Origin of the sequence: Granulicoccus phenolivorans DSM 17626 = NBRC 107789 = JCM 15570 (assembly GCF_000423085.1) — a bacterium.
Lineage (GTDB): Bacteria > Actinomycetota > Actinomycetes > Propionibacteriales > Propionibacteriaceae > Granulicoccus > Granulicoccus phenolivorans.
Genome location: NZ_KE383975.1, coordinates 81,823 through 98,921 on the forward strand (window position 1 = coordinate 81,823; position 17,099 = coordinate 98,921).

Consider the following 17,099-nt stretch of genomic DNA (forward strand, 5'->3'; position numbering starts at 1 on the left):
CAGCCTAGCCAGCCGCCACGGGCAGGCCGCGCCGGCTCACGGCCGGTGGGCGGTCCCCCGCAGGTGCGACAGTGCGGCGTACCCGAAGTCCTTGCCGCACCCCCTAGGATCGAAGGCAACCGACAGGAAGCACGGCAACATGCGCATTTCCCTGGCCCTGGGATCCGGTGGCGCCCGGGGCTACGCCCATTTGGGCGTGCTGGATGCTCTCGCCGCGCGCAATTGGGATGTTGTCGACATTGCTGGTACCTCGATGGGTGCCCTGGTCGGCGGGGCGTACGCGGCGGGCAAGGTCGAGGAGTTCACCGAGTTCGCCCGCAGTCTGGTCAGCCAGCGGGACGTGATCCGCTACGTCGACCCGGCCCTGCGCGGCGCCGGGGTGATCAAGGCCGACCGGATCCTGGGCCGAATGGCCGACATCATCGGGGAGGTCCTGATCGAGGACCTGGAGATTCCCTACACCGCGGTCGCGGTGGATCTGTTCGCCCATCGTGAGGTCTGGTTCCAACGGGGGCCGCTGCTGGCCGCGATCCGTGCCTCGATCGCGATCCCGACGGTGATCACCCCGGTGGTGATCAAGGGTCGGGTCCTGGTCGACGGTGGGGTGGTCAATCCGGTGCCGATCGAACCGACGCTGTCGCACGCCTCCGACCTGACCGTGGCGGTGTCGCTGTCGGGGCGGCGCGGGGAACGGCATCCGGGTCCGTTGGTTCGTCAGTCCGCCCAACCGCAGCGCCCGGACTGGTGGACCCGGCTGCGGCACTCGATCGATGTGTCGAAACTGCGGGAGCGGGTGAACCCGACGCCGGGCCCCGACCGGCCCGCGGAGGAGGAGGGCGTCTTCGACGATCTCCCGATCAACCTGAAGTACGCCGATGTGATCCAGCATTCCATGGACAGCCAGAGCGCCATGATCGAACGGTTCCGGCTGGCGGCGAGCCCGCCCGATGTGCTGGTCACCATCCCGGTCGACTCGGCCGCGGTGTTCGACTTCCATCGCGCCGACGAGTTGATCAAGCTCGGCCGGGAGGCTGCGGAGGAGGCTCTGGAGCGCGCCGGTTTCGGCCTCGGGTCCGCAGGATGATCACCGATCGGCCGCGGGCGGAGGATCTGGCGCCGACCGATTGGGACCTGGTCGGCCACATCGCCAAAGCGCAACGACTCAGCCTGCTGACCGAACTGCTCCGGCTCGACCCGCTGCAATGGGACCTGCCCACTGACGTCCCCGGCTGGACGATCACCGACCTGGTCGCCCACGTCACCGAGATCGCCCGCGGCACCCAACACCCGCTGCGGTTCATCGCGCGGGCGGTGAGCGGGCGGCACGCCCACCGCGACAAGTTTGCCGCCCCCGGACCCGAGCGGGCGATCCAGCCGTACCACGACCTCAGCATCGACGAACTGCTCGCCGAGTACCGGCACTGGACCGATGCGGCGCGCACACCGGACCGGTGGCGGTGGCTGCCGGTGCCGTTCACCGACCTGCTGCCCGCCGATGCCACGCTCGGCTATGTGATCGGGACGCTCGTTCCGCGCGATGTCTACCTGCACCGCCTCGACGTCGGTGCGGTCACCGGCAACCATGTCGACACCGACCCGACCGACTCCGAGGTGATCGCCCAACTGGTGCGCGATTTCGGGCGGTCCTGGTCGGGGCCGCCGATGATCCTGCGGCTCACCGGAATGTCCGGCGGCGCCTGGCTGGTCGGGAACCCCGAGGCGGACGCGCGAGTCCCGGTCGCCTCGGTCAGCGTGGTCGACTTCATGCGGCAGGTGACCGGTCGGCGGGTACGCCTCGACGCGTTCGACCACCTGCCCGAGCCGATCCTGGCCCCGCTGCTGGCCACCCGGATCGGCTGCTGAGCGCTCACTCGGCGTACTTCGCGGTCAGGTCGGCCAACTCGACCACCTTGGGATCGGCCAGCCGGCCGCGCAACCCGCGGGCATCCTCGGCAATCTGCGTCGGGGTACGCCGCTGGGCCCACGGACCGCCCCGCAGCGACTCGGCGAAACTGGCCACCACCACCGCCTGGTGCAGGCGCGGGTCGGCGGCGTCCGGAGTCAGCACGGTCTCGGCGACCCCGATCTCGTCGGTGCGTTCCACCCATTCCCCGGTGCCGGCGTCCCGATAGCGCACGGTGGCGCTCGCCAGTGCGCCGACCGGGTTCGGCAGGTTTTTCAGCACCACCTCGTACAGCGCGGTGGTGCTGTGCCCCGATCCCACCTCGCCGCCGTCGACCTGGTCGTTGCGGAAATCTCGATCGGCGACGTCGCGGTTCTCATAGCCCAGCAGTCGGTATCCGGCCACTTGGCTCGGATTGAACCGCACCTGGGCCTTCGCATCGCGCCCGGTGACCATCAGGGTGCCGGTGAGGTTCTGGGTGAAGACCCGCTCGGCCTCCTTCGCCGAATCCACATAGACGAAGAAGCCGTTGCCCCGATTCGCCAACTGCTCCATCAGCTGGTCGTTGAAATCGGCTCCGAACCCGACGGTGACCAGGTCGATCCGATTCTGCGCGGCCTTCCCGATGGTCTCCAGGATGGCCTCCGGGCCGGTCTTGCCGACGTTCGCGACGCCGTCGGACAGCAGGACCACCCGATTGAGCTCGCCGTCGCGGAACCCGCGGGTCGCCTGCTCATAGCCCAACCGCAGGCCCTCCTCGGCATTGGTCGAGCCAGCGATACTCAGGTCCGCGATCACCCCGCGGATCCGATCCGCCTCGGCCACGGGGGTGCGCTGCAACACGGTGCGGGCCTGCGAGCCGTAGGTGACGATGGCGATGGTGTCGTTGGGTCGCAGCGATCCGGTGAGTGCGGTGAGGGCCTGCTGCACCGCCGGGAGTTGATCGGCCATCGAGCCCGAGGTGTCGATCACGAAGGTCAGGTTCGCCGGCGGCCGCCGGGAATCATCGACCACCGCCGACTGCACCCCGACCCGCAGCACCCGGGTGTGCGGGGCCAGCCACGCCACCCCGGTGGCGTCCATCCGGATGTCGAGGCCGTCGGCCGGGGGTCGGTAGCCCTGGTCGAAGTAGTTGACGAACTCCTCGGTCCGCACCTCGCCCGGCGCCGGTGTGGCGCCGGCGTTGATCCGGCTACGAGCCCGGGTCCAGGAGCCGGTGTCGACATCGAGGGCGAACGTGGACAGCGGATCCCGCGCCGGATCGGTCATCGGGTTGTGCTGCGGAGCCGGTTCGGTGGTGGGACCGGCGGCCGGACCCGGGCTGCCGCGGTCGGGGTGCGGGCGGGCCGCGGGCGCGGTGGCCGCCTCGCCGGTGGCGACCTGCGGGGTGTCGCCGGTACACCCGGTCAGGGCAAGGACGACCGCCAGGCCGGCGCTGAGCCACACCGGGATCGCAGGGGTACGGGGCTGGGACATGGTTCCTCCGGTGGGTCTGGGACTCGACACCTTCCCGACGGGGCGGCTGCCCGGAAAGGTTCTGCCCGGTAGGCTGATACATCGGCGTACGGACGGGGGTGGGCCATGCGGATCGTGGTGGTCTCGCTGCCCACCGATCCGTACGCCAAGCTCGGCACCGCCGACACCGGCGGGATGAACCTGTTGGTCCGCCAGCAGGCGCAGGGCCTCGCGGCGCTCGGGCACGAGGTGGAGATCTGGACCCGACGCAGCGACCCGGACCAGCCGGCCGAATCCGAACCGTTTCTCGGGGTGATCCTGCGCCGGCTGCCGGCCGGGCCGCCCGAACCGGTGGGCCGCGCCGAGGCCCTGCGCTGGGTCGATGAGTTCACCGACGCGATGCGGACCCAGTACCCGGCCGACCTGGTCCACGCGCACTCCTGGCTGTCCGGCCTGGCCGCGCTGCCGGTGGCCCGGATCTGGGACGTGCCGCTGGTGGTCAGCTTCCACGTCCTGGCGGCGGCGAACGCCGGGGCGGCATTGAGCCTGGGCGAGCCCCCGGAATCGAGCCGGCGCGGCCCGGCCGAGCGGCTGCTGGCCCACCGGGCCCGGGTCGTGGTGGCGCTGAGCCGGGCCGAGGCCGACCTGGTCACCCAGCGGCTGGGGGTACCGCCGGCGCAGGTCCGGGTGGTGCGGCCCGGCGTGGACAGTGCCCTGTTCCATCCGGTCGAACCTCGCCACCCCGGCGCGCCGGGGGCGCCGCGGCTGTTGGCGGATCGCTATCTGTTGTGGGCCGGCCGGATCGACCCGGCCAAGGGGGCCGACCTGGCGGTCGCCGCGCTGGCCGCGATCCCGCCGCAACGGCGGCCGAACCTGGTGCTGCTCGGGTCGGTGCCGCCGGAGTACGAGGACTACGCCGACACCCTGGCGGCGACCATCTCCGGGCTGCAACTGCGGGACCGGGTGATCCGGCTGGGACCCCAGTCGAAGGAGGCCTTCGCCCGGTTGATGCGGGAGGCCGCCCTGCTGCTGGTCCCGTCGTGGACCGACACCTCCGGGTTGGCGGCCCTCGAGGCGGCCGCCTCCGGGGTGCCGGTGGTCGGCAGCCGGGTCGGCGGCCTGGTCGAGACAGTGCTCGATCGGGTGACCGGGGTCCTGATCGGGTCCCGGGACCGCGATGTCTGGGCCGGCGAGATCGACCGGCTGCTCACCGACGAGGTACTACGGTGGCAGCTGGGGCAACAGGCCCGCGCGCACGCGCTCGGGTACACCTGGCGGCACTGCGCCGAGGCGCTGAACCGGGTGTACGCCGAGGCCTGCCACACCGAGGCCACCGCTCCGGCGACCCCGACCGACTACCCGGAGGACCGATCCGATGCTGCTGGATGACCTCGCCGGTGCCGCCCGCGTCCTGTTCGTGCACGCCCACCCCGACGACGAGACGCTGCAGACCGGTGCGCTGATCGCCGAACTGACCGCCCGGGGGGTGCGCTGCGACCTGGTCACCGCCACCCGCGGGGAGCGCGGGGAGATCGTGCCCGGGCCGCTGTCCGGGCTGACCGGGGACGCCTTCGTCGCCCGACGGGAGACCGAACTCGCCGGAGCCGTCGCCGCACTCGGGATCACCGAGCGCGCGTACCTGGGGGAGCCACCGGCCCGCGCCGCGGGGCAGCCGCCGCGCCGGTACGCCGACTCCGGGATGCGCTGGATCCGGGAAGGTCTGGCCGGGCCTTCGGGGGACGCCGGCCCGGACTCGTTCACCGCCGCCGACCCGGCCGAGGAGGTCGCCGACCTGGTCGCCGCGATCGAGTACTTCCGGCCCGATGCGCTGATCAGCTACGACGACGACGGGTCCTACGGCCATCCCGACCATGTCCGGGTGCACGAAATCAGCGGACCGGCGGCCGCCCGGGCCGGCGTACCGGTGCTGTGGGTGGTCTCCGATCCCGCCGGAGCCGGCGAATGGTCCGACCTGGCCCATCGGCTGCCGACCGTCGTCGCCGCCGCGCGCTGCCACGCCAGCCAGGTCAGCGTGGTCGAGTCCGCCGACCCCCGGGCCGCCGAGGTGATCCACTCCGGCGGGCAGCGTACGCCGCTGGCCACCCGGATCGGACTGCGCCGGTGACCGGAGCCGACCACGGCAGCGGCCGCGCCACCCACGCCTCGACCGGGATCGCCGGTCTGGACGAGGTCGTCAACGAACTCCGGCTGGGCGACAACGTGGTCTGGCAGGTCGACGGGATCGACTCCTACCGGGCGCTGATCGCCCCCTTCGTGCGGCGCGCCCTGGCAGAGGACCGCGAGGTGGTCTACTTCCGGTTCGGGGAGCACCCGATGCTGCTCGCCGACGACCTGCTGGCACAGGTGACCGTGCACCGGGTCGATCCCTCCGGCGGCTTCGAGGCGTTCGCGACCCGGATCCACTGGCTGATCGCCGATCGCCCGCAGACCTTCTACGTCTTCGACTGCCTGTCCGAACTGCTGACCTGGTGGCATTCGGCGCTGATGGTCACCAACTTCTTCAAGGTCACCTGTCCGCTGCTGTTCGAGATGGACACCGTGGCGTACTTCGCGCTACTGCGGGGCAAGCACGCCAACGAAGCGGTGGCCGGGATCCGGGAGACGACCCAGTTGCTGCTGGATGTCTACACGATCGCCGGGGCGCTCTATGTCCATCCGTTGAAGGTGGTGGGGCGGCACTCGGCGACCATGTTCTTCCCGCACCGGCTGACCGACGGGAAGGCCGAGACGGTCACCTCCAGCGAGGCGTTGGCCCGGCTGTTCGCCGTGCTGGCCCAGCCCGGGCCACCGGCGGATCACTGGCGCTCGGTGGTCGACCAGTGCTGGGCGGCGCTGCGGGAGGGGCCGACCGAACAGATCCATGCGCGCGATCTGCTGATGGGGGTACTGATCGGACGCGAAGGGCCGATGCGGGAGCTGTGCGAGCGCCACCTCAACCTGCTCGACCTGTTGCTGATCACCTCCCGGCTGATCGGCGTCGGCGCGATCGGCGGCAAATCGGTCGGCATGCTGGTCGCCCGGGCGATCCTGGAGAAGGACCTGCGCTTCGCCGGTCGGCTGGAGGGCCACGACTCGTTCTTCCTCGGCTCCGACCTGTTCTACAGCTACATCGTGACCAACGGTTGGTGGCCGCTGTGGGCCCAGCACAAGACGCAGGAGGGCTACTACTCCGCCGCCGAGCAGTTGCGGGAACTCCTGCCGACCGGGCATTTTCCGATGTGGGCGCAGGAGCAGTTCACCCAACTGCTGGAGCACTTCGGGCAGTCGCCGATCATCGTGCGCTCCTCCTCGCTGCTGGAGGACAACTTCGGCAATGCGTTCGCCGGCAAGTACGAGTCGGTCTTCTGCGCCAATCAGGGGACGCCGGAGGATCGCTACGCCGCCTTCGAGGATGCGGTGCGGGACGTCTTCGCCAGCGCGGTCAGCCTGGAGGCGTTGGAGTATCGGGTGAACCGGGGCCTGGTCGAGCTCGACGAACAGATGTCGGTGCTGGTGCAACGGGTTTCCGGCGACCACCACGGGTCGTTGTTCTTCCCGCATGCCGCCGGGGTCGGGAACTCCTACAACCTGTATGTGACCGATGCCGAGGGGGACGGCGATGCCGGGATGCTCCGGCTGGTCCTGGGCCTGGGGACGCGCGCGGTGGACCGGATCCTGACCGACTATGCCCGGATCGTTGCGCTGGACCGGCCGACCTTCTGGAACGCGACCGCCGATGACGGGGCGCGCTACTCCCAACGGCTGGTCGATGTGCTCAACCTGGCCGACAACCGGCTGGACACCGTGGAGCTTCGGGAGTTGCAGCGGCTGGACATCGGGATGGACTGGTCGTTGGTGCTCAGCCCGGATCAGGCGACGGTCCGGCTGTTGCGCGAACGCGGCCGGCCGGTGTCGCAGGCGCCGCAGGTGGTCGACTTCGACGGTCTCCTGCGGGAGACCGACTTCGCTGCCCTGCTGCGCGACATCCTGCGGGTGCTGGAGGCGGAGTACGCCTATCCCGTCGACATCGAGTTCACCGTCAACTACCCGTCGGGGGTCCGGAGCGGGGACGGGTTCAAGGTCAGCCTGGTGCAGTGCCGCCCGCTGCAGACCCGGGGGCTGGGGCGTACGGTCGAGGTGCCGGAGGCGGATCCGCGGCGGTGTCTGTTCGCCAGTCACGGGAACTTCATGGGCGGCAATGCCCAATTGCCGCTGGATTATGTCGTGCTGGTCCGGCCGGAGGCGTACCTGCTGCTGGGCCAGCAGGATCGGTACGCCGTGGCCCGCCAGATCGGCCGGCTGAACAAGATCCTGAAAGATCGGTCGACCCTGCTGATGGGACCGGGGCGGTGGGGGACGACGACGCCGAGTCTGGGGGTGCCGGTCGGGTTCGCCGACATCTGCCACGCCACCGTGCTCACCGAACTCACCTATCCGGAGGGGGATTTCCGCCCGGAACTGTCCTATGGCTCCCACTTCTTTGCCGACCTGGTCGAGTCCGGCATCTTCTATGTCGCCCTCGATGACCTGGATCACACCGAATTCCACTCGGAGCTGATCACCGGGCAGCCGAACCTGCTGACCGAGCTCGATCCGGACGCGACCCTGGGGGACGTGATCCATGTGGCCCGGTTGGCGGGACTGAACCTGTACGCCGATGTGGTGAGTCAGCGGTTGGTCTGTCAGTAAAACTGCCGTTTCGATGCAGCCACCGTCTTGCCGACGCGACCGAACGTGGGCTGACTGAGCCGGTGTGGAAATGACTGCATCGATACGGTCAACCGGCGCGGCGAAGGTCGAGTTCGGCGATCAGCCGTTTCCCCGCGGTGAGGCGATAGGACGCGTCGATCAGCTCGGTGACCTCGGTCCAGTCGGTGTCGGCGTCCAGATCGATGCCGACCCAGCCGTAGGCGCCGAGATAGGCCGGGACGTAACAGCGTGGATCCTCGACCAGCGCGGGACGTTCGTCGGCCTCGGCGCCGACGATGATCGACTGCTCGTGCTGCTGGTAGCTCCCGTCCACCTTGATCGAGCCGCCGTAGTAGCAGAAGACCTTTTTGGTGAAGAACGCCGGACGACCGTGGGAGATCTTCACGTCCGCGCCGGGAAAGCCGAGCGCGATCTCGCGGACCCGGATCAGCATCGGGTCGTCGTCGCTGAACATGATCGGGTGGCCGCCGGAATCGGTCATGGCTCCACCCTAGGCGGCGCCCGTGCTTCGGGGGAGGGTGGGAGAATCGCGTCATGAGTGCTGTGGTTGCCTGCCCCCAGTGCGGGGCGAAGAATCGGGTCCCGGCCGCGGCGAGCGGATTGCCCCGTTGCGCGAAGTGCGGACACGACCTGCCCTGGATCGCCGAGGCCGACGACGCGGACTTCGCGATGGTGGCCGACTCGACGAAGGTGCCGGTCCTGGTCGACCTGTGGGCCCCGTGGTGCGGTCCCTGTCGTCAGATTTCCCCGGCCCTGGAGACGATCGCGCACCAGCGGGCCGGGCGGCTCAAGCTGGTCAAGGTGAATGTGGACGGATCTCCGGGGATCCAGGCGCAGTTCGGCGTCCAGGCCATCCCGACGCTGGTGCTGTTCCGCGGCGGTCGTGAGGTGGCCCGGCAGACCGGGGCGCTGCCGCCGGCGCATCTGAACGCCTGGATCGATCGCAGCCTGGCCTGAGAGTCGGCGGGTACCGGGGCGTTCGGTGGCCTCGGGGCGGCGCGTAGAGTGGCGTTATGGCAGCCGTGCGGGCCCCGGCGGTGGCCGGGACGTTCTATCCGGGCGAGGCGGCGGCGCTGACCAGGACGGTCGATGAGTTGCTGGCCGCGGCCCCGGCGGCTCGACCTGCGCCGCGGGCGATCATCGTGCCGCACGCGGGCTACATCTACTCCGGATCCACTGCCGCGCGGGCGTACCGGCAGGTCGCCGCGCAGACCCGGCGAGTGGTCCTGCTGGGGCCCAGTCACCGGGTCCCGGTCGACGGGATGGCGTTGCCCGGGGTCGCCGCGTACGCCACTCCGCTCGGGGAGGTCCCGCTGGACGCGGAGTTGGTCGCCCGGGCCGAAGCCCAGCCCGGCGTACTGACCGACCCGGTGGCCCATGCGTACGAGCATTCGCTGGAGGTGCAACTGCCGTTCCTGCAGCGGGTCCTCGGGGAGTTCACGCTGCTGCCGCTGTCGGTCGGCCGCGCCCGCACCGCCGACGTCGCGGGCGTGATCAACGCGCTGTGGGATCCGGAGACCCTGGTGGTCATCTCCTCGGACCTGTCGCACTATCACCGGTACGCCGAGGCGCGGCGCCGCGACGAACGCACCCTGGCCCAGATCCTGGCCGGCGGGCCCGACCTGGACCACTACCAGGCCTGCGGCGCCACCCCGGTGAACGGGATGCTCGTCGCCGCGGCCGGTCGCGGGCTGGCCCCCACCCTGCTGGGAGCCTGCAATTCCGGCGACACCGCCGGCGATCATGACCGGGTCGTGGGCTACGCCGCGGTGGCGTACTACCCCGACCCCGACGCACCCGACCCCGACCGGCCCGACCCCGAGGAGACACCATGAGCACGCTGCCCCCCGACGCCGGAACGATCCTGTTGCCGATCGCCCGGGCGGCGATCGCCGAGCAACTGGGCGAGAGTGCCCCCGAACCGGACCGGACCGCGCCCTTCCTGGCGGCCGACGGGGCATGCTTCGTGACCCTGCACACCAACGGGCACCTGCGCGGCTGCATCGGCACGATCGAGCCGCACCGCAGTCTGGGGGAGGACGTTGCCGAGAACGCGATCGCCGCGGCCTTCCGGGATCCCCGGTTCCAGCCGCTGGCCCGCGCGGAGTACCCGGACATGGTCCTGGAGGTGTCGGTGCTCTCCCCGCGCGAGGAGATTCGGTTCGCCGACCGGGCCGATGCGTACGCCCAGATCCGGCCGGGGATCGACGGGATCCTGTTCACCGCCGGGTTCCACCGGGCGACCTTCCTGCCGCAGGTCTGGGCGCAGATGGCGACGGTGGAGGAATTCATGGGGGCCCTGCTGCGCAAGGCGGGGCTGACTCACGACTACTGGTCCGACGGGGTCAAGCTGGAGCGCTACACCGTCGAGTCCTTCGAAGAATAGGTACACATCGGTGGAGGGATGACGATGTCCGGGTACGAGGGTCGCTGGTGGCAGCGACTGGAGGACGGTCGCATCGAATGCGACCTGTGTCCGCGGCACTGTCGGCTGCGCGACGGGCAGCGCGGATTCTGCTTCGTCCGGATCCGGGAGGGGGACGCGATGGTGCTGGACACCTACGGCCGGTCCTCGGGGTTCTGCATCGATCCGATCGAGAAGAAGCCGCTGAACCATTTCTATCCGGGCACCTCGGTGTTCTCCTTCGGGACCGCCGGCTGCAACCTGGGGTGCAAGTTCTGCCAGAACTGGGACATCTCGAAATCCCGCGAGCAGGACCGGCTGCTGGATCAGGCGTCGCCGGACCAGATCGCCCGGACCGCGGCCGACTGGGGCTGTGACTCGGTGGCCTTCACCTACAACGACCCGGTGATCTTCGCCGAGTACGCGATCGACACCGCCGACGCCTGCCACCGGCGGGGTCTGAACGCGGTCGCGGTCACCGCCGGCTACATCTGCGCCGAGCCGCGGGCGGAGATGTTCGCCCACCTCGACGCAGCGAACGTGGATCTGAAGGCGTTCACCGAGAAGTTCTACTTCACGATCAGCGGCGGCGCGCACCTGCAACCGGTGCTGGAAACCCTGAAGTACCTGGTGCACGAGACCGACGTGTGGACCGAGATCACCACGCTGCTGATCCCCGACGCGAACGACTCCGATGCCGAGATCACCGCCCTGGCCGAATGGGTCGGCACCGAACTCGGGCCCGACGTGCCGCTGCACTTCAGCGCCTTCCACCCCGACTTCCGGATGCGGGATCGCCCGCCCACCCCGAAGCGCACCCTGATCCGGGCCCGCGACATCGCACTGCGAACCGGGCTGCGGTTCGTCTACACCGGCAACGTGCACCACGCCGCCGGCGACACCACGCTGTGCCCCGAGTGCGGCCGCGCCCTGATCGAGCGGGACTGGTACGCCATCAACGCCTACCGGCTGGACGAGCAGGGCCGCTGCGTCTGCGGTTATCGGCCGCCGGGCCGGTTCGCCGCCCAACCGGGGCACTACGGCCCGCACCGGATCCCGGTCCACATCGCCGGCTGACCAGGCGGCACCGGGCACGATGACAACCGGGGCACGATGACAACTGTCATCCCCCGGTCGTGACAGCCGACAGATCCGCCACGCGACGATCCCGGCGACGCTGGAGACATGACAGAAACCAGCATCCCCGCCCGGGCCGCCCCCGCGATCCGGACCCACGACCTCGCTCGGCATTTCGGTGCGGTGCCGGCCGTCGACGGCATCGACCTGCAGATCGACCGCGGCGAGATCGTCGCGCTGCTCGGACCCAACGGGGCCGGCAAGACCACCCTGTTGGACCTGGTTCTCGGCTTCACCGCCCCGTCGGCCGGGACCGTGAGCGTCCTCGGTCGGCAGCCGCGCCGGGCCGTGGCCGCCGGTGCGGTCGGCGCGGTGCTGCAGACCGATGGCCTGCTGCACGACCTGACCGTACGCGAGACGGTCGCGATGATCGCCGCCTGCCAGCGGCACCACCTCCCGGTGGCCGAGGTCCTCGAGCGCGCCGGGATCAGTGCCATCGCCGGCCGGAAGGTGAACAAGTGCTCCGGCGGGGAGCAGCAGCGGCTGCGCTTCGCCCTCGCCCTGCTCACCGAACCGGACCTGATGCTGTTGGACGAACCCACCGCCGGGATGGACGTCCGCGCCCGGACCGAGTTCTGGGCCGCCATGCATGCCGAGGCCGAACGCGGCCGCACCATCGTGTTCGCCACCCACTACCTGCAGGAGGCCGCCGACTTCGCCGACCGGATCGTGCTGCTGGGTGCCGGCCGGGTGCTCGTCGACGGGACGGTCGCCGAGGTCACCGCCCGCGGACGCCGCACCCTCAGCTGTGACTGGCTGGCCGCCGAGGCCCCGGCCCGGTTCGCCGACCGCACCGGCCTCGCGGACCCGCCGCAGATCGAGGACGGCCGGGTCCGGTTCACCACCCAGCGCACCGACGCGCTGGCCCGGACCATCCTCACCGAAGAACTGGGACGCAACCTCGAAGTCACCGCGGCCTCCCTGGACGAGGTGTTCCTGGATCTGACCAGCGAGCCGACCGGCCCGCGTACCACCGAACCCGCAGGAGTCTGAGATGACCAGCACGGCTGACCTGAGCAGCACGTCCGACCTGACCGGGACAGCCACCGCCCGCCATCGGCCGGGTGGGACGGCCGGCATCATCGCGCGCTACGCCGGCTGGGACCTGCGCCGCAACATTCGGATGTTCGAGTCCACCTTCTTCATCATCATGCTCCCGGCCGCGCTGTACCTGGTGTTCGGCGCCATGTCCGGGTTCGGTGACCTGCCCGTCGGGCACGGCAACGTCGCGGCGTACAGCATGGTCTCGATCGCGCTCTACGGAGCGGTCACCGCGATGACCGCGATCGCCGGGTCCGCGGCCATCGAGCGGCAGCGCGGCTGGGGCCGCCAACTCGGCCTGACCAACCTGTCCGGGGCGGGCTATCTGACCGGGAAGACGCTGGTCGGCCTGGGCATGGCAGTGCTGCCGATCGTGGTCGTGTTCGTCGTTGGCGCGGTGACCGGTGCCCGCTTCGACCAGCCGTGGCGCTGGGGGCTGAGCGGCGCGCTGATCCTGCTCGGGGCGCTGCCCTTCGCGCTGTACGGGCTGGCGGCCGCCCTGCTGTTCCGCAGTGAGGCGGCGATCTCGGCCGCGTCGGGACTGATGGTGGTGCTGGCCTTCTTCGGCAACCTGTTCGTCCCGTTGTCCGGCGTCCTGCTCGACATCGCCCGGTTCACCCCGTTGTACGGCAGTGCGGCGCTGGCCCGCTGGCCGATGCTGGGCGGGGAGGTGATCGACGTGGGCGCCGGGGCGCAGCACGATCCGCTGTGGTGGGTGCTGGCTAATGTGGTGACATGGACGGTGATCTTCGGCCTGCTGTGCGCCGGGGGCGCGCGGCGGCGAACCGGCCGGGCATGACGACAACGACACAACCCGGACGGCTCCGCGTGGCGGACTACGCCGACCTGATCCCCGATCGGGCCACCGGCGCGGACCGTCACGCGGTGCTGCTCGGCAGTTGTCCCTGGCTGCTGTTCCTGGTGTGGCCGGCGTTCGTGATCGTGATCGCCGAGACGCCGGTCGGCTGGAAAGTGTTGGGCCTGGCCGGGATCGGCCTGTTCGTGGTGACCTATATGCAGGCGATGCTGCACCCGCGGCTGTTCCCGGCGCTGCCGCGTTGGGTGAGTACGCTGTGCTTCAGCGTGGTCCTGGTCCTGGCGGCGGCGATGATGCTGCCGGCGGCCGGTATCAGTGCGTTGAACACCACGGCCTATCTGTGCGCGTTGTGGATCTTCTGCCACCGGCTGTCGCTGGGGCTGCCGGTCGCCCTGGGGTGGATCGGGCTGGCGCTGCTGGTCATGGCGCTGATCGACGGTGACGTCGTCGTCTGGGCCGTGATCGTGCTGCTGATCAGCCTGATCATGATGCTGCTGATCCGCTTCGGGGCGTCCCGGGAGGAAGCGGGACGACTGCTCAGCCAGGAACTCAACCTGTCCCAACAACGGGAGGAACTGGCCCGCGACGTCCACGACGTGCTCGGGCACTCCCTCACTGTGGTCACCGTCAAGGCCGAACTGGCCCGCCGGCTGGTGCACACCGACCCCGACCGGGCCGCCCGGGAACTCGACGATCTGCTGGGGATCACCCGCGGTGCCCTGGGGGAGGTCCGGGCGACGGTCGGCCGGTTGGCCCGCCCGGAGCTCGGCGGCCAACTGCTCGCGGCCGATCAGGCGCTGACGGCGGCCGGGATCGCCCCTACGCTCCCGTCCCCGGCGGCGGTCCGCGCTATCCCGGCCGAGCAACAGGAACTGTTCGCCTGGTGCGTCCGGGACGCCGTGACGAATGTCGTCCGCCACTCCGGCGCCCGGCGCTGCACCGTGACCTGCGTCCCGGGACTGTTGCGGGTCACCGATGACGGCGTGGGCCCCGGCGACGGCACGGCGTCCGGTTCGGGGCTGGCCGGGATGCGCGCCCGGGCCGCCGAGGTGGGCGGTACCGTCGTGGTGAGTGCGCACCGGCCCGGCGCCGTGCGGCCGGGGACCCGGGTGGAGGTGCGGGTGTGAGTACGCCGATCCGGCTCGTGATCGCCGACGACCAGGCGATGGTCCGCGGCGCGCTGGCCGCCCTGCTCGATCTGGAACCCGACCTCGAGGTCGTCGGCCAGGTCGGGGACGGCGCGGCTGCGGTCCGGGCCGTGGTGGAGGTGGGTGCCGATGTCGTCCTGCTCGACATCGAGATGCCGGGACTCGACGGGATCGCGGCCGCCCGAGCGATCAGCGACGGCCCGTCGGGCTGCCGCAGCCTGATCGTCACCACCTTCGGCCGGCCGGGCTATCTGCGCCGCGCGCTGGATGCCGGCGCGTCCGGCTTCATCGTCAAGGACACCCCGGCCGAGAAGCTCGCCGACGCCGTACGCCGGGTCCACGCCGGGCTGATCGTGGTGGACCCGGCCCTGGCCGAGGAGTCGCTGGTCGCCGGCGCGAACCCGCTCACCGATCGGGAACAGCAGGTGCTGCGCGAGGCCCGGCACGGGGCCAGCGTCCGCGACATCGCCACGACACTGTTCCTGTCGCCCGGGACGGTCCGGAACCATCTGTCCGCCGCGATCCACAAGACCCAGGCGGGCAATCGGACCGAGGCGGCCCGGGTCGCCACCGAGCGTGGCTGGCTCTGACCCCCGGACCCAGAACAAACCCTGTGGTATAGTGTGTTCTCGGCGACGGCGCCCACTGCCCGTGCGTGCTCGTCGGACCCGTTCTGAGGAGTGCGTACGACATGGCGAGTGATGTGAAACCCGTTCCGAAACCGACCGCAGCGGATCAACCCTACTGGGACGGGCTGGCCGAGCACCGGGTGGTGCTGGCCCGCTGCACCGCGTGCGGCACCTACAGCCAGCGCCTGCCCATGCTGTGCCACAACTGCACCGGCGAGGAGTTCGCCTGGTCGCAGGTCAGCGGACGGGGATCGATCTACACCTACACGGTGGCCCGGCAGTCCTGGGTCGAAGGATTCGCCGAGGAGATCCCGTACGTCGTGGTTTCGGTGGCGCTGGAGGAGCAGCCGGACACCTACCTCACCACCAATCTGGTCGGCGACTACGACCTCGACGAACTGGACCTCGGTCTGCCCGTCGTGGCCGAGTTCGAGGCGCGCGGCGATGCCACCCTGCTGCAATTCCGGCTGGATCGGAGCACCCATGTCTGAGACCACTACACCCAACAAGGTCGCCATCGTCGGCGTGGGGTTCTCCGAGATCGGGCGGCGGCTGGACCGGCCCTTGGGCCTGCTGGCCGTGGACGCGGCCCGCGCCGCCATCGCCGATGCCGGGCTGACCCTGGCCGACATCGACGGCGTATCGACCTTCCCGATGTTCCCCAGCGGCAACACCGGCGAGACCGGTGAGGGCATCAGCACCGTCGGCACCTCCTGGATGATCCACAACCTGGGCATGTCCAACGTCCGCTGGTGGGCGGAATCCCAGATGGGCAACATCAGCACCTCGATCGAGCAGGCCGCGATGGCGATCGAGACCGGGCGCTGCGACTACGCCCTGGTCTGGCGGGCGATGCACATGCCGCGGACCGGCAGCTACCACGGCAGCTGGGGGCAGGACGCGGCGCAGGGCGCCGGTGCCTTCACCTTCCCCTACGGCCATGTGGCCGCGGCCCCGATGGGGTACGCGCTGTCCTACATGCGTTACCTGAAGCTGTACGGCGCCGAGCGCAAGCACCTGGGGACGCTGGCGGTTACCCAGCGCAAGGGGGCCAACCTCAACCCGCGGGCCTTCTTCCGGGACAAGCCGCTGACCCTGGATGAGTACCTGAACGCGCGGATGATCGCCGACCCGATGTGCCTGTTCGACTGCGACATCCCGGTCGACGGGGCGGCGGCGATCGTGCTGACTCGGGCCGACCGGGCCAAGGATCTGCCGCACCCGCCGGCATACATCACCGGCCTGGGTCAGGCGGGTTACCTGAAGGGGACCGCGCCGATCAATCTGGTCGGCCAGGGGCCGGGGTTGTTCGAGGAGATGTACCACACCGCCGGGACCCTCGGTAAGGGAATCTGGGAGTCCTCCGGGTTGCGGCCGGAGGAGGTCAATGCGGCCATGCTCTACGACGGCTGGGCGCCAGACGTCTACTTCTGGCTGGAGGGCCTCGGCTTCTGCGGACGCGGCGAGGCCTGGCAGTTCATCCAGGACGGCCGGATCGACATCGACGGGGACTTCCCGATCAACACCTTCGGCGGCAACCTGAGTGAGGGACGGCTGCACGGGATGGGGCACTGGATCGAGGCGACACTGCAGATCCAGGGACGCGCCGGGCAGCGACAGATCCGGACCGCGGAGAACATCCTGGTGGCCACCGGCCTCACCTTCCACGGCTCCGGAGCCATGCTCAGCCGTAATCCACGGTAGGCCCCGCCTGGCCGGCCGATCCCGCGGCCGCCGGATCAGCGTTCTGCGCCGGTCCGGCGGTCGCGGGTTTTTCGGTGCCCGCGGACCGGAGGCGCACCGGCCGGGTGGGCGGATCCTGCCACTGCGTTGCCCTCGAACCACGAAATCGGCC

General features: G+C 70.4%; 17 protein-coding genes. 15 read left to right on the forward strand and 2 right to left on the reverse strand.

Features of this window, described 5'->3' with window-relative positions; genetic code table 11:
- The first annotated feature begins 139 nt into the window (after positions 1-139).
- Positions 140-1,084, forward strand: a complete 945-nt coding sequence (locus tag G531_RS0118700; protein WP_035759800.1) for a patatin-like phospholipase family protein — start codon at positions 140-142, stop codon at positions 1,082-1,084.
- Complete coding sequence (locus G531_RS0118705; protein WP_026928397.1) at positions 1,081-1,863, forward strand: maleylpyruvate isomerase family mycothiol-dependent enzyme; 783 nt, start codon at positions 1,081-1,083, stop codon at positions 1,861-1,863. The genes G531_RS0118700 and G531_RS0118705 overlap by 4 nt, the downstream gene beginning before the upstream one ends.
- 4 nt (positions 1,864-1,867) lie before the next feature.
- Here G531_RS0118705 and G531_RS23985 read toward each other — a convergent pair whose 3' ends face one another.
- Positions 1,868-3,379, reverse strand: a complete 1,512-nt coding sequence (locus G531_RS23985; protein WP_051215721.1) for a vWA domain-containing protein — start codon at positions 3,377-3,379, stop codon at positions 1,868-1,870.
- Positions 3,380-3,484: 105 nt separating this feature from the next.
- On the opposite strand from G531_RS23985, the gene G531_RS23990 reads away from it, so the two are divergent.
- From G531_RS23990 to G531_RS0118725, 3 genes are read left to right on the forward strand one after another with little or no spacing between them, the layout of a single operon-like run.
- Positions 3,485-4,747 carry a glycosyltransferase gene (locus tag G531_RS23990; protein ID WP_051215722.1) on the forward strand — a complete coding sequence of 421 codons (1,263 nt, stop codon included), beginning with the start codon at positions 3,485-3,487 and terminating at the stop codon, positions 4,745-4,747.
- A complete protein-coding gene (locus G531_RS0118720; RefSeq protein WP_026928398.1) occupies positions 4,734-5,483 on the forward strand; it encodes a PIG-L family deacetylase in 750 nt (249 codons plus the stop codon). Before G531_RS23990 ends, G531_RS0118720 begins: the two co-directional genes overlap by 14 nt.
- On the forward strand, positions 5,480-8,047 hold the full coding sequence (locus G531_RS0118725; protein WP_051215723.1) for a PEP/pyruvate-binding domain-containing protein: 2,568 nt from the start codon (positions 5,480-5,482) through the stop codon (positions 8,045-8,047). The genes G531_RS0118720 and G531_RS0118725 overlap by 4 nt, the downstream gene beginning before the upstream one ends.
- A gap of 88 nt (positions 8,048-8,135) precedes the next feature.
- Here the strand turns inward: G531_RS0118725 and G531_RS0118730 are convergent, their stop codons facing one another.
- Positions 8,136-8,549, reverse strand: a complete 414-nt coding sequence (locus G531_RS0118730; protein ID WP_211221910.1) for an MmcQ/YjbR family DNA-binding protein — start codon at positions 8,547-8,549, stop codon at positions 8,136-8,138.
- 53 nt (positions 8,550-8,602) lie between these two features.
- On the opposite strand from G531_RS0118730, the gene trxA reads away from it, so the two are divergent.
- The 10 genes from trxA (at position 8,603) to G531_RS0118785 (ending at position 16,948) form a co-directional block, all read left to right on the forward strand.
- On the forward strand, positions 8,603-9,025 hold the full coding sequence (gene trxA, locus G531_RS23995; RefSeq protein ID WP_035759803.1) for a thioredoxin: 423 nt from the start codon (positions 8,603-8,605) through the stop codon (positions 9,023-9,025).
- 56 nt (positions 9,026-9,081) lie between these two features.
- Entirely contained in the window at positions 9,082-9,903 is an 822-nt protein-coding gene (gene amrB / locus G531_RS24000) for an AmmeMemoRadiSam system protein B (RefSeq protein ID WP_051215724.1), read from the forward strand.
- Complete coding sequence (amrA, locus tag G531_RS0118750; protein ID WP_026928401.1) at positions 9,900-10,454, forward strand: AmmeMemoRadiSam system protein A; 555 nt, start codon at positions 9,900-9,902, stop codon at positions 10,452-10,454. Before amrB ends, amrA begins: the two co-directional genes overlap by 4 nt.
- 24 nt (positions 10,455-10,478) lie before the next feature.
- On the forward strand, positions 10,479-11,549 hold the full coding sequence (amrS, locus tag G531_RS0118755; protein WP_245630450.1) for an AmmeMemoRadiSam system radical SAM enzyme: 1,071 nt from the start codon (positions 10,479-10,481) through the stop codon (positions 11,547-11,549).
- 108 nt (positions 11,550-11,657) lie between these two features.
- Positions 11,658-12,602: an ABC transporter ATP-binding protein gene (locus tag G531_RS24005; protein ID WP_051215725.1), complete on the forward strand. Its 945-nt coding sequence runs from the start codon at positions 11,658-11,660 to the stop codon at positions 12,600-12,602.
- Position 12,603: 1 nt separating this feature from the next.
- Positions 12,604-13,449, forward strand: coding sequence for an ABC transporter (locus G531_RS0118765; RefSeq protein ID WP_026928403.1), 846 nt, complete (start codon positions 12,604-12,606; stop codon positions 13,447-13,449).
- Positions 13,446-14,594, forward strand: a complete 1,149-nt coding sequence (locus tag G531_RS0118770) for a sensor histidine kinase (protein ID WP_035759893.1) — start codon at positions 13,446-13,448, stop codon at positions 14,592-14,594. Before G531_RS0118765 ends, G531_RS0118770 begins: the two co-directional genes overlap by 4 nt.
- On the forward strand, positions 14,591-15,205 hold the full coding sequence (locus G531_RS0118775) for a response regulator transcription factor (protein WP_026928405.1): 615 nt from the start codon (positions 14,591-14,593) through the stop codon (positions 15,203-15,205). Before G531_RS0118770 ends, G531_RS0118775 begins: the two co-directional genes overlap by 4 nt.
- Positions 15,206-15,306: 101 nt before the next feature.
- On the forward strand, positions 15,307-15,735 hold the full coding sequence (locus tag G531_RS0118780) for a Zn-ribbon domain-containing OB-fold protein (protein WP_026928406.1): 429 nt from the start codon (positions 15,307-15,309) through the stop codon (positions 15,733-15,735).
- Complete coding sequence (locus G531_RS0118785; protein ID WP_026928407.1) at positions 15,728-16,948, forward strand: thiolase C-terminal domain-containing protein; 1,221 nt, start codon at positions 15,728-15,730, stop codon at positions 16,946-16,948. The genes G531_RS0118780 and G531_RS0118785 overlap by 8 nt, the downstream gene beginning before the upstream one ends.
- Positions 16,949-17,099 lie beyond the last annotated feature (151 nt).